Genomic DNA, 12,383 nt, shown 5'->3' on the forward strand with positions numbered 1-12,383 from the left:
AAGTAAAGCGTGAGGTGCGTCTCGCCGCCTCTCAAGCCTGCAGATCCTTGAGGAAATCGTCGCACCAGCGCATGACATCGCGCTCGAGAAGGTGGTCCATCATGCCACGCCACCGCTCCTGCCGCTCTTCCAGCGACATGCTGAGGCCACGGGCGATGGCATTGGCCGTACCCTCGATGTCATAGGGGTTGACCAGCAGCGCCCCTCGAAGTTCCCGGGCGGCGCCGGCGAAACGGGAAAGCACGAGAACACCGGGATCTTCCGGGTCCTGCGCCGCGACATACTCCTTGGCAACCAGGTTCATGCCGTCGCGCAACGGAGTGACCAGTCCTATCTTGGCAAGCCGGTACAAGCCGGCAAGCACCGGGCGGCCGATCGAGCGATTGATGTAGCGGATGGGCACCCAGTCCACCGTGCCCATGGCGCCGTTGACCCGGCCCGCCTGTTCGGCCACGGTGCGCTGCATCGCTTCATACTCCGGCACTTCCGAGCGGGATTTCGGCGTGATCTGAAGGTAGGTCACCTTGTTGTGGTAGCCTGGGTTCGCCTTGACGAACTGTTCGAAGGCGTCGATCCGCTGGGTGATCCCCTTGGAATAGTCCAACCGGTCCACACCGATGATCAGGTCGCGCCCTTCAATGCTCTGTCGCGCCTTTCGCACCATGATGTTGCTCGCCGCCTTGCGGGCGAAGTCGGCGAACACGGCCGTCTCGATGCCGATCCCGTAATAGCCCCCCCTGAATGTCCTGCCATAGGAGGTGAACCGCCCATCGCCGAGGGCCTCGCCAATGCCCTCGCGCACGAGGCCGCCCCCAAAGTTCGAGAGATCGTGGTCGGTCTGGAAGCCCACGAGATCATAGTGCGACAGGCCGCGCATGATTTCCTCATGCACCGGCATGGTGAACAGCACGTCGGCCGGAGGCCATGGGATGTGCAGGAAGAAGCCGATCTTGTTCTTGAAGCCCATCTGCCGCAGTTCCGCCGCGAGCGGGATCAGGTGATAGTCATGCACCCAGATGACGTCGTCCTCCTGCAACAGCGGTGCAAGACGATGCGCAAGGAAGCGGTTCACGCGGAAGTAACCGGCCATTTCCTTGCGGCCGTACTCGGCTAGGTCGAGACGGTAATGGCAGATCGGCCAGAGAACGCGATTGGCGAAGCCCTCGTAGTATTCCTCCACGTCCGTCTTCGTCAGGTCAGTCAGCGCATAGGTGATATTGCCATGCTGCTGCTGGGCGAGTGGCTCAGGCTCACGGGAACCGCTGGACTTTCCGGACCAGCCCATCCAGATTCCGCCCCGCTCCTGTAGAGCCGCCTGCAAGGCGACAGCCAGTCCACCGGCTGGCGCAGCCCCGCCCTTTGCCGGGAGTGTCACACGGTTCGAAACGACCACAAGACGGCTCAAGCGGTTCTTCCTTTCAAGGATGATGGCAATGATGTTGAGGACGGAAATTCGGAACCATCGCCCGCTGTCGCTGCACGTGCGAGGGCCTGGCGAAGGTCCTCCGCCGATGCGATGATGCCACGGGCCTCTGTGCCCCCCGGGGCATCAGCGATGCGGATCGAGTGGCCACCCATTCGGTTGACGATCCGGAACATATCCTCGTCGGTCACGTCGTCGCCGATGGCGATCGGCCGCCGCCCCCGAAAGGGAGCTTCCTCAAGATAGGATTGGACCGCGCTTCCCTTATTAGCGCGCGCTGGCCGGATCTCGAAGACCATCTTGCCTCGCTGCAGGGTGAAATCGGAGCCGGCCTGGAGCAGGTAGAATTCCATCGCCTTTTCGACCTCGTCGCGCCACTCCGGTGCCTGGCGATAGTGCGCCGCAACCGCCGCTCCCTTATCTTCGACGAGAACGCCAGGCCATTGCCCGGCCGCTGCCGCAAGCGCAGTCTTCACCTCCTCGAAGGCCGATGTGGCCGCCACCGCGTCCACCGAGCCGTCGACCATGCGCCGTTCGGCACCATGCAGTCCGGCGACAGGAAGCTCGTAGGGTTTGAATAGCTTGTCGGCATAGGGAAGAGCCCGACCCGTCACCAGTGCGAGCGCTCCGTTCAGGCGCCTGGAAAGCGCCACAAGATTGCCAGGAAGATCAGGCGGTACCACGATAGCGTCCGGCGAGGGGGCGATATCGACGAGGGTACCGTCGATGTCGAGGAAGAGGGCCCAAGCCTCCGGTTCCCGCGTCAGCGCATCGACCAACCATTCGATCTGTTGAAGCGGCCCTTCCGGTGTCCCGGATTGCGACGGATCTGAGTGTTGCATGCGCCTTTATCTATATCGTTGAACCGACGTGACAAGATCGAGGCAGGGTCCGGCTGCCATGGAAGACGCGCCGGGCGGTCATAAATCCGCCATGCTCGGTGACCGATTTACGCCCCGTTAATGATCTGCGTTGAAACTTGTTTAACCGGCAGCATGCGCTGCCCGTGACCGAAGTCAGAGGGAACATGTGCCGCTGGGCAGCCTATCGCGGTGATCCGATCTATCTCGAGGAGCTCGTCTCCTCCCCCGCCCATTCGCTGATCGAGCAGTCGCATTGTGCGACCCGGGCGAAGACTGCGACGAATGGCGACGGTTTCGGGATCGCCTGGTACGGAGACAGGCCGGAGCCTGGGCGCTACCGCGACATCCTTCCCGCCTGGTCCGACTGCAACCTGCGCAGCATTGCGCGCCAGATCCGTTCGCCGCTTTTCCTGGCCCATGTGCGAGCCGCGACCCATGGGGCAACCCGCCGCGACAACTGTCATCCCTTCGTACATGGACGCTGGTCCTTCATGCACAATGGCCAGATCTCGGGCTTCGACCGCATTCGCCGGCGCATGGAAAGTCTCCTTTCCGACGAACTCTTCCATGCCCGCACCGGCACCACCGACTCGGAACTTCTTTTCCTCCTGGCGCTGGAATTCGGGCTGGAGGTCGACCCTCATGCCGCCATCGCCCGCGCCATTGCGACCGTGGAGAGCCTTTCTGAGGAAGTCTGCGGCGACGTGCTCGTTCGCTTCACCGCAGCCTTCTCCAATGGCGAGGCGCTTTATGCGGTGCGCTATGCGACGGACGACAAGCCCCCTACGCTCTATGCCGCGCCGCTCGGCAATACGTTGAGCTACTGCCTCGTGTCCGAGCCGCTGAACGACGACACGGATTCCTGGGCGGAAATTCCCAATGGATCGATGATCGTCGTAAACGACCGCGGCCTCGATGCCGAGCCCTTCCTGCCGGAGGCGACGGCGCGAGCGGCCTAGCGCTCTGCAAGCCGCTCGGCGATCAGGCGGGCGAGCCTGTCAGCCACTTCATCCTTGGTGAGATCCGGCCAGGCTTCCACGCCCGTTGGGGAGAGAACCTTCACGCGGTTGCGGCTTCCTCCCATGATCCCGGTCTCTGGGGAAACGTCATTGGCGACGATAAGGTCGGCACCTTTCCGCTCGAGCTTGCGGAGCGCGTTTTCCTCGATGTCCTGCGTCTCGGCCGCAAAGCCCACGACCACCCGCGGGCGCTTCACGTGATGGCCCACGGTCTTCAGGATGTCCGGATTCTCCGTCAGGATCAGTGGGGCAGGGGCATCTCCTGCCTGCTTCTTGATCTTCTGATCGGAGGAGGTGGCAACGCGCCAGTCCGCAACGGCCGCAACCATCACCGCGATGTCGACGGGCAGCCGCGACAGCACGGCACTATGCATCTCTTCCGCACGCTCGACATGAATCGTCTTCACGCCGGCAGGATCCGGAATTGTGACCGGCCCCGAGACGAGGGTGACGTCGGCCCCAAGACGGGCGAGAGCCGCCGCTATGGCATGGCCCTGGCGGCCCGACGAGCGGTTGGCAATGTAACGGACGGGATCAATGGGCTCATGAGTCGGTCCGGAGGTGACAAGCGCTGTCCGGCCTTCCAGCGGTCGATCACCGCCGCGAAGTAGGGCTGCGGCCGTCTCGGCGATCTCGACGGGTTCGGCCATCCGGCCGAGGCCTGCCTCGCCGGACTCGGCCATCTCGCCGCGCATCGGGCCGACGAAGCATATTCCGTCGGCGCGCAGCATGTCGACATTCCGCTGCGTTGCGGGTGCCGACCACATCTTCGGGTTCATGGCGGGCGCTGCCAGCACCGGCTTGTCGGTAGCGAGCAGAACTGTGCTGGCAAGGTCGTTGGCGAGGCCATGCGCCATCTTTGCCAGAAGATCGGCGCTCGCAGGCGCAACCAGCACCAGATCGCAGTCGCGGGCGAGCCGGATGTGGCCGACATCCTGCTCGTCCTCGCGTGAAAACAGGTCGCTATAGACATGCGAGGCCGAAAGTGCCCCGACCGCGAGCGGCGTCACGAATTCCTGCGCGGCGGCCGTCATCACCGGCCGTACGTCCGCGCCGCGTTCCCTGAGCCGGCGGATCAGGTCGAGGCTCTTGTAGGCGGCGATGCCGCCCGTGATGATCAGAAGAATACGCTTGCCGCCAAGTTCCATGAAGAGACCCGCCATGAGAATGCGGCGGAAGCTAAGCGTTTACCCCAGAAGTTGCAACTTGGGGCAAGCCGGACGGAACAGGGAAGGCTTGGCCAGCGTTTTGGGGAAAAGGAGAAAGCCATGGCCAGGAAGAATGCCATTCCGAAGAAGGTGGCGGGTTTCAAGGTCCCGAAGACGATCCGCAAATCGAAGCCGTTAAAGGCCCTGCTGGCCAGCAAGACCGGGCGTGACATCCTCGGCAAGGCGCTGGTAGCCGGGGCAGCAGCTGCTGCCGCGGTCCTGGCGGAGGAACGCGAGGAAGTTGCCACTGCCGGGAAGAAGGGGATGCGAAAGGGTGCGCGAACGATCGGGATCGCCGGAGACGCACTTCAAAGCGCTGCTCATGCGGCCATTGGGGTCGTGACGGAGTCGGCGCGCGCGCATCTGCCGGACCAGAAGGAGGGCAGCAGCGGAAGGGACGAGCGCCCTTTCGGCAGCAGCGCTCGCCATTGACCCCCCGGCGAGACAAGGCGCAATCTGCGGGGGCTGCCAAGCCGGGGCCCGTCAGGCGTCTTGCGAATCGGCGGTTTGGAAAATCCGCAGCCGGAAGAATAGGAACAGCGGCCGTCCTGGCAGCGCTCGGGGCCCTCGTCCGAAATCACCCGCTGATTGCGATGGAGATGGCCGCCGCCGGCTTGAAGAAGGCAGGCAAGGTTGGCGTCACGGAATTCAAGGATCTGCTATCCCCTGTGGAGGAAGGCTCTACTCGCCAAGGGGATGCTCCGGGTCGTCCAGTCTAGGCAGCAGCTAGTCTGCAGCTTCTGCCGTTGTCGTTGCTTGCTTCGTCAGCTTGAACTCGGCCATCTCTTGGGGCGTCAGATAGTAGAGCCTGTCCGGCGGGGTCTCCAGCGCGTTGAGCCAGAGACCGGCGCCGATCCCCATCTCTTCCAGATGCCGGACAATCATCGCCGTGGTGTTCTGGGCGCCGGACATCGCCTCTTCTGCCGTCGGCCGGGCTTGCCCTCCGTTAAAGACCTGATGGACGCCGACGACGGCATCGGCTTCCGCCTCGCGCACCACGCCTCCGGCAAAAACCAGAGGACAGGAGGACGCGCAGAGCGCCTTGGCTTCCACCCTGGTGTTCAGCCCTCGCTCCCGAATGAGGCGCGAGATCTCCAGCGCGTCGTCGACCGAACCACCCGGCGAGTTCAGCGTAACGGATTTCACGTATTCGCCGCGAGCCGCGATCTCCTCTGCGAAACGCGCCGCGGCGCCGACATCAATGGAACCTTCTGCCTTCAGTTCTCCGCCCGCGGCGAGTTCGAACCGGATTGGTTGGCGGAGGACCTCCGGAGGGCTGGCCGGCTGTACCGGCGGCCCTTGCGGCACACCGTCCGTCAGCGCGGGCGGCAGGACCGGCGCATCCGTCCGCAATGGGTCATGACCGGGAAGCGAGGCATTCGCCAGGCTCAACTCGCGCATATCGATGACGACGAAGGCGGCCGAAGCGAGCAACAAGCCGAAGAACGCATAACGCATCAGCGTGCCATCGTCGGTCCGCAGAAAAAGGTCCTTGAGCCGGGAGGCAAGGCGGGATGGCCTCATGCCTGCGGGCCCTTTCGCGGCAGTTTCGGCGGCATGTCGAGATTGGTGATGTTGGTCGGATGATCGGAGTCAGAATCGTGCGTCTCCGCCTGCCGGATAGCGTCTTCGGGATCAAGCCCGCTCCTCTCCACCGCCCGCCGCACCTCAAGTGCCTCGAGAAGCTCCGCGGCCGTGATCCGATGCGCAAAGGGCAGCCGCTCGTCCTGCCTGCGTATGACGCGATGGACGACAGCCAGCATGAAGACCAGCACGGCAGGCAGAAGGTCGATCGAGATCGCGCCGGCCCAGGCGGGAATGAAATCGTCCGCATAGCGCAGGACCGCCTCGGCGGAAGAGAGCGGCACGAACCGGCGTTCGGCAACCGGTTCCCGGGCAAGGATGTCGTCCGCCGCCTGCGATAGGACCGTCGATTGGGCCGCGACCGACGCCCGGATGGTCGCCATGACCTGATCCTGCCGGTTGGCGAGATCCGCAGCCCGGCCATCCGCGACCGGGGCGATGAAGCCGAGCGAGAGATCCTCGGCCGCACGCTTGACCGAAGGCGCGATGGATGTCTGCTGCAGCGATGTGATGACGCCGGAGAGCGCCACCACCTCGGCGGAGAACTGGTCACTGCGGGGCGCAATGGCGCCGGGCGCCGAAACAAGGGTTCGCATCGTCTCGAGATGGGTGCGGCCCTGATCGAAGAGATTGGTCACTCGCTCGCGGGAGGCAATGATGCCGGACTCCAGCTCTCCAAGCTGCGCCGACATCTGTGAAAGAAGCTGTACCACGCTGCCGGAGCCGTTAGTGCCGGTCAGCGCACCCGATTCCCGCTCATCCTCGGCGAGCCGGGCAAATCTCTCCGACGTCCGCTGAATGTCAGGAAGCAGGCTCTGGGCGGCAAGTGCGTTCTGGTGCGCCTTGTCGAGATCGGCCGTATAGTCCTCGACGGTTTCCGCCAGATGCTGTTCGAGCGCTGCCGACCCGGCAAGTGCTGCCGCGTTCAGCCAGCTGGACATGGCAATGATCATCGCGCAGCCAAGTGCCATGACACCCAGCATCGCGCCGCGGGCGGCGGCGCCTGTCACATGCGGATAGAAGCGGCCCATATACGACCAGAAGGCATAGATCGCCACGGATACCGAGGCGGAATAGATGATCGCGGCAAAGAAGACCGCGGTCGGGGAGCCGTCGAGCAGGCTTCTCACTCCGAGATAGGTGTAGACACCCGAGGCAAGGGCCAGAACTGCGAGGGCGAAGCGGGTCATGGTTTCGACGGCGACGACCCCGTCCTGCAGTCGGTGCGATGCGCCAAGCGCCATGAAGCTACTCCAGAGGATTGAATTCCTTAAGAGATGGTGAAGAAACCGGCGAAATGAAGGCCTCGGCCCGCACAGCGATGCTGGAGTGCGGACACATTTTCGGCAAACGTCCCACACGTGCCTGCGGTGCGGTTGGCAGGATGTCCTAGGAGATCGCGACTGCCAGATAGACCAGACTGAGCGCAATGATCCAGAGCGCGACGCGTCCGGAGCGGGTGTGGCGGGCCTCGGAGCGGCCAATGGCCTCGGCGGTCTGCGGGTCGAACCGCAGGCCGTGCTCGCTCATGTGAACCACCTCGTGATGGAGCTTTTCGGTCTTGGCGGCGATTTCGGGAAGGGCCTCGGCCAGCTTCACCGCGGCCTTGACGCCATCCTTCAGGTCTGTGGCGATACGCTTCGGTCCGAGGTTATCGCGAATCCAGTCCCCCACCACCGGCTCTGCCGCCTTCCACATGTTGAAGCGTGGATTGAGCATCCGCGAGACGCCTTCGACGACGACCATGGTCTTCTGGAGGAGGATCAGTTCGGGCCGCGTCTGCATCTCGAAGAGATCGGTGACTTCGAACAGCAGCGCCAGAAGCCGCGCCATGGATATCGTTTCGGCCGGTTGACCATGGATAGGCTCGCCGATGGCCCGGATCGCCTGGGCAAAACTTGCGACGTCATGGTGGGCGGGGACATAGCCCGCCTCGAAATGCACCTCGGCGACGCGCCTGTAGTCACGGATGATGAAGCCGTAGAGGATTTCGGCCAGGAAGCGCCGTTCCTTCTTTCCCAGGCGCCCGACGATGCCCATGTCGACGGCGACGATGGTGCCGGCGGCATCGACGAACAGGTTGCCGGGGTGCATGTCGGCATGGAAGAAGCCGTCGCGCAACGTGTGCCGCAGGAAGGACTGGATCAGGGTCTCGGCAAGACGATCGAGGTCGTGACCGGCAGCGCGCAACGCTTCCATGTCCGACAGCTTGATGCCGTCGATCCATTCCATGGTGATCACGTCGCGGCCGGTTCTCTCCCAGTCGACGATCGGTACCCGGAAGCCGGGGTCGTTCTTCGTGTTCTCGGCGATTTCGGACAGGGCGGCCGCCTCGAGGCGAAGGTCCATCTCCACCTTCGTTGTCTGTTCGAGCGTCCGCGTCACCTCGACGGGGCGCAGCCGGCGGCTCGACGGCATGAACCGCTCCTGCATCCGCGCAAGCAGGTACATGCTCTCGATGTCATGGGCGAAACGCTGCCTCACGCCGGGTCGCACAACCTTGACCGCCACCTTTCGCCCATCGACATACGCAGGATGGACCTGTGCGATGGAGGCCGCGGCGATCGGCTCGCCGAATTCCGAATAGAGATCCGCGATCGTTCGCCCCAGCGAAAGCTCCACCGCCGTCTTCGCCGTGTCGGTCGGGAAGAAGGACATGCGGTCCTGCAGCATCGAGAGGTCGAGCGCCCAGTCCACCCCCACGACGTCGGGGCGCGTGGCAAGAAACTGGCCGATCTTGACATAGGAGGGGCCCAGCCGGTCGACGGCGCGGGACAGGCGGGTGCTGCGGGCCTGCCGCTTGGCCCGGATACGGGCGAAAGGTTCGGCCAGTGACTTGAGCAGGCCAATGGACGGCGGCATGTCCTGCGTCGGCAGCGCTGATACGACACCTTCGCGGACAAGCACCCAGCCCACGCGCACAAGCCTGAAATAGGCGCCGATCGTGCTCATGGGCAGGCCCCGCCGCGTTGCATTTCCATTCCTGCCATCTGCGTCAAAGCTTCCAGCCGGAATGCAGCGCCGCAATGCCGCCGGTATAGTTGGTATAGGTGACGCGGGAGAAGCCGGCCTGGCGGATTATCGCCGCGAAATTCTCCTGGTTGGGGAATTTTCGGATGGATTCCACCAGATATTGATAGGGTTCGCTGTCGCCGGTGATCATCTTGCCGAACTGAGGGATCGCCTTGAACGACCACTCATCGTAGACTCGGTCGAGGAGCGGCAGTCCGACCTCGGAAAACTCCAGCACCAGCAGCCGCCCCCCGCGCTTCAGGACGCGGTAGGCCTCCGATAGCGCGACATCGATGTGCGGTACATTGCGGATGCCAAAGGCAATCGTGTAGGCGTCGAAGCTGTTCGGCTGGAACGGTAGTTCTTCGGCGTTCGCCTCGACGAAGGTGAGATTGTCGGACAGTCCCTTCTTTTGCGCGCGCTCCGCGCCGACCGCGAGCATCGAGCCGTTGATATCGAGCACGGTCGCATGGGCCTTGCGCCCAGAAGCCTCGATGATCCTGAAGGCGATGTCGCCCGTGCCGCCTGCGACGTCCAGTACCTTGTAAGAAGGATCCTTGCGCGGATTGAGCGTGGTGACCAGCGCGTCCTTCCAGAGCCGATGCAAGCCCCCCGACATGACATCGTTCATGATGTCGTAGCGTTTGGCGACCTTGTGGAACACGTCATTGACGAGGTGCTGCTTCTCGCCCTCGGCAACCTGGCGGAAACCGTAGGACGTCTCCATGCCGCCTTCTGCGGAGGTGCGGGCTTCACTCATCGGAACTCCTTGTTCGTCGTCCGGTTGCTGGCCATGGCGAAATCGCTCCAGCCTCGCTATCTGTGCCGCATGTCGATGACAATGCGGCCGCTGGCCTTGGTCTATAGACGAGGCGGGCGGGGCTTGGAACAGGAAGTTAGATAGTCATGCCGGAATTGCCAGAGGTGGAGACGGTCCGGCGTGGGCTTGCGCCGGCCATGGAAGGTTCCACCATACACAAGCTGGAACTGCGCCGGCAGGATCTGCGCTTCCCGCTTCCCGAGAACTTTGCCGATGCCGCGCAGGGCAGGCGGATCGTCTCGCTGGGACGGCGCGCGAAGTATCTGCTGATCGACCTCGACGACGACACGACCATCATCTCTCACCTCGGAATGTCGGGATCCTTCAGGGTCGAGGGAGAGGCGGCCTCCCAGACGCCAGGCGGCTTCGCTCTTCCGCGCTCGAAGGACGAGAAGCATGACCATGTCCTATTCCATCTGCGCACGCCGCAGGGCCGGTCGCGCGTGGTTTACAACGATCCGCGGCGCTTCGGTTTCATGCATCTGTGGAAACGCAGCCAGCTCGATGCCTATCCGCCTTTCGTCGGGCTGGGGCCTGAACCGACCGGCAACCTGCTAGATGCGGATTATCTGGCACGCAGGCTTGGCGGCAGGACCCAGCCCCTCAAGGGGGCCCTGCTCGACCAGAGCCTGGTTGCTGGGCTCGGCAACATCTATGTCTGCGAGGCGCTCTGGCGCGCGCACCTCTCGCCGCTTCGAAAGTCAGGCTCGTTGGTGACGCCGACAGGAAGGCCAAAGAAGCAGCTTCTGCTTCTGACGGAAGCGATCCGTGCCGTCGTCGCCGATGCGATTGCGGCTGGTGGTTCCTCGCTGCGTGACCACATCCAGACGGACGGCTCGCTTGGCTATTTCCAGCATTCCTTCTCCGTCTATGACCGCGAAGGAGAGGCTTGCGGGACGCCTAGCTGCAACGGTACGGTCTCGCGCATCGTCCAGGCTGGCCGCTCGTCTTTCTATTGTGCCAGTTGCCAGAAATAGGGAGGAACCACCATGCAGGATTTCGAAACGCTGCTGATCGAGACACGCGGTGATGTCGGGCTGATCACGCTGAACCGGCCGAAGGCGCTGAACGCATTGAACTCGACCGTGATGCGCGAGCTCACGCAGGCGCTCCGCTCCTTCGATGGCGATCCGCAGGTGGGTGCGATCGTGCTGGCCGGTTCTGAGAAGGCTTTTGCAGCCGGCGCGGACATAAAGGAAATGCAGCCGGTGAATTTCGTGGATGCATACCTGGACGACCTGCTGGGCGGCTGGGAGGCGATTGCTGCGACACGCAAGCCCATCATTGCCGCAGTCTCAGGTTATGCACTGGGAGGAGGCTGCGAGCTGGCGATGATGTGTGACTTCATCATCGCAGCGGAGAATGCAAAGTTTGGGCAGCCGGAAATCACGCTCGGCGTCATTCCAGGCATGGGAGGGTCGCAACGGCTGACGCGGGCCGTGGGCAAGGCGAAGGCCATGGACCTCGTGCTGACGGGCAGGATGATGGACGCGGCGGAGGCCGAGCGGGCGGGACTCGTCGCCCGCATCGTCTCGGCGGAGCGCCTGCTCGAGGAGGCGCTTGAAGCGGCCGCGAAGATTGCGTCCTCCTCACGTGTCGCCGTGCTCATGGCGAAGGACGCGGTCAACCGCGCCGACGAACTGACCCTGGCCGAAGGACTGCGCCTGGAACGGCGCTTGTTCCAGTCCCTCTTCGCTACTGCCGACCAGAAGGAGGGCATGGCTGCATTTATGGAGAAGCGGAAGCCGGATTTCACCAACCGGTGAAGGCAAAATGCGCGTTGACTGCGGGCGCCATTCAAGTTATATGCCGCGCCACAGTTGGGAAAGCCTGATCAAGGCTTCCTCTAATGCTCCCCAATTGCTGAAGATCTGGTCGCTGACGGCCGCGGCAACGGTGGAGTTTGGTTCGAATTCGTAGAGAGGCATAAATGGCCAATACAACTTCGGCGAAAAAGGCGACCCGCAAGATCGCTCGCCGTACCGCAGTCAACAAGGCTCGCCGTTCGCGCGTTCGCGGCTTCATCCGCAAGGTGGAAGAAGCGATTGCTACGGGTGATGTCGCAGTTGCCGCCGAAGCTTTGAAGGCGGCGCAGCCGGAGATCCATCGCGCAGCGACCAAGGGTGTCCTTCACCGCAACACTGCATCGCGCAAGGTGTCGCGTCTGGCGGCTCGCGTGAAGGCTCTGTCTGCCTAATATTAGCAATTCAAAATTATGTGATAAGCCTGGCACGCGTGCTGGGCTTTTCTGATTCTGGCTCGTCTGTCTCTTTTCTGTAACGGTCCGCCGCTCGGATGTGTCGGCGCCATGACAAAAAAAATAAAATAATAACAATGGCTTGGAAAAGCTCTGGGAAAAGAGGAGCCTCTGTCGCCTTCCGCGGCTAGGCTGGAAACGAGTCAAGCGGTTTTTTATTTTTTCTCTGTATACCTGCTCCATTCCCGCGCCGTTTT

The 12,383-nt window shown here is 63.1% G+C and carries 12 protein-coding genes; 5 read left to right on the forward strand and 7 right to left on the reverse strand.

Annotation, left to right across the window (positions count from 1 at the left end; all coding sequences use genetic code 11):
• Window positions 1-31: 31 nt before the first annotated feature.
• Both otsA and otsB read right to left on the reverse strand, forming a co-directional pair.
• On the reverse strand, window positions 32-1,405 hold the full coding sequence (gene otsA, locus NT26_RS20370; protein WP_052641563.1) for an alpha,alpha-trehalose-phosphate synthase (UDP-forming): 1,374 nt from the start codon (window positions 1,403-1,405) through the stop codon (window positions 32-34).
• Window positions 1,402-2,265 (reverse strand): trehalose-phosphatase, encoded by an 864-nt coding sequence (gene otsB, locus NT26_RS20375; RefSeq protein ID WP_082077783.1) that lies wholly within the window; start codon window positions 2,263-2,265, stop codon window positions 1,402-1,404. The genes otsA and otsB overlap by 4 nt, the downstream gene beginning before the upstream one ends.
• A 185-nt stretch (window positions 2,266-2,450) precedes the next feature.
• On the opposite strand from otsB, the gene NT26_RS20380 reads away from it, so the two are divergent.
• Window positions 2,451-3,245, forward strand: coding sequence for a class II glutamine amidotransferase (locus tag NT26_RS20380; protein ID WP_052641566.1), 795 nt, complete (start codon window positions 2,451-2,453; stop codon window positions 3,243-3,245).
• On the opposite strand, the gene coaBC is transcribed toward NT26_RS20380, so the two are convergent.
• On the reverse strand, window positions 3,242-4,453 hold the full coding sequence (coaBC, locus tag NT26_RS20385) for a bifunctional phosphopantothenoylcysteine decarboxylase/phosphopantothenate--cysteine ligase CoaBC (RefSeq protein ID WP_052641569.1): 1,212 nt from the start codon (window positions 4,451-4,453) through the stop codon (window positions 3,242-3,244). The genes NT26_RS20380 and coaBC overlap by 4 nt on opposite strands.
• A 120-nt stretch (window positions 4,454-4,573) precedes the next feature.
• Here coaBC and NT26_RS20390 point away from each other — a divergent pair, with 120 nt between their 5' ends.
• The gene (locus NT26_RS20390) at window positions 4,574-4,945 is read left to right on the forward strand and encodes a hypothetical protein (RefSeq protein ID WP_052641572.1); all 372 of its coding nucleotides are present in this window, start codon (window positions 4,574-4,576) and stop codon (window positions 4,943-4,945) included.
• Between the two features lie 294 nt (window positions 4,946-5,239).
• Here NT26_RS20390 and NT26_RS20395 read toward each other — a convergent pair whose 3' ends face one another.
• From NT26_RS20395 to ubiE, 4 genes are all read right to left on the reverse strand, one after another.
• Window positions 5,240-6,037, reverse strand: a complete 798-nt coding sequence (locus NT26_RS20395; RefSeq protein WP_052641575.1) for a COG3904 family protein — start codon at window positions 6,035-6,037, stop codon at window positions 5,240-5,242.
• Window positions 6,034-7,341, reverse strand: coding sequence for a hypothetical protein (locus NT26_RS20400; RefSeq protein ID WP_052641578.1), 1,308 nt, complete (start codon window positions 7,339-7,341; stop codon window positions 6,034-6,036). Before NT26_RS20400 ends, NT26_RS20395 begins: the two co-directional genes overlap by 4 nt.
• 145 nt (window positions 7,342-7,486) lie before the next feature.
• Window positions 7,487-9,049 carry a 2-polyprenylphenol 6-hydroxylase gene (gene ubiB, locus NT26_RS20405; protein WP_052641581.1) on the reverse strand — a complete coding sequence of 521 codons (1,563 nt, stop codon included), beginning with the start codon at window positions 9,047-9,049 and terminating at the stop codon, window positions 7,487-7,489.
• A gap of 43 nt (window positions 9,050-9,092) precedes the next feature.
• Window positions 9,093-9,869 carry a bifunctional demethylmenaquinone methyltransferase/2-methoxy-6-polyprenyl-1,4-benzoquinol methylase UbiE gene (gene ubiE, locus NT26_RS20410; RefSeq protein WP_052641583.1) on the reverse strand — a complete coding sequence of 259 codons (777 nt, stop codon included), beginning with the start codon at window positions 9,867-9,869 and terminating at the stop codon, window positions 9,093-9,095.
• Window positions 9,870-10,015: 146 nt separating this feature from the next.
• On the opposite strand from ubiE, the gene mutM reads away from it, so the two are divergent.
• The 3 genes from mutM to rpsT all read left to right on the forward strand — a co-directional run bounded on the left by mutM (window position 10,016) and on the right by rpsT (window position 12,126).
• A complete protein-coding gene (mutM, locus tag NT26_RS20415; RefSeq protein WP_052641585.1) occupies window positions 10,016-10,906 on the forward strand; it encodes a bifunctional DNA-formamidopyrimidine glycosylase/DNA-(apurinic or apyrimidinic site) lyase in 891 nt (296 codons plus the stop codon).
• Between the two features lie 12 nt (window positions 10,907-10,918).
• Window positions 10,919-11,695, forward strand: coding sequence for an enoyl-CoA hydratase (locus NT26_RS20420; RefSeq protein ID WP_052641587.1), 777 nt, complete (start codon window positions 10,919-10,921; stop codon window positions 11,693-11,695).
• Window positions 11,696-11,859: 164 nt separating this feature from the next.
• Window positions 11,860-12,126, forward strand: a complete 267-nt coding sequence (rpsT, locus tag NT26_RS20425) for a 30S ribosomal protein S20 (protein ID WP_052641590.1) — start codon at window positions 11,860-11,862, stop codon at window positions 12,124-12,126.
• The last annotated feature ends 257 nt before the right edge of the window (window positions 12,127-12,383 follow it).

This window comes from Pseudorhizobium banfieldiae, from assembly GCF_000967425.1.
In the GTDB taxonomy this organism is placed as follows: domain Bacteria; phylum Pseudomonadota; class Alphaproteobacteria; order Rhizobiales; family Rhizobiaceae; genus Neorhizobium; species Neorhizobium banfieldiae.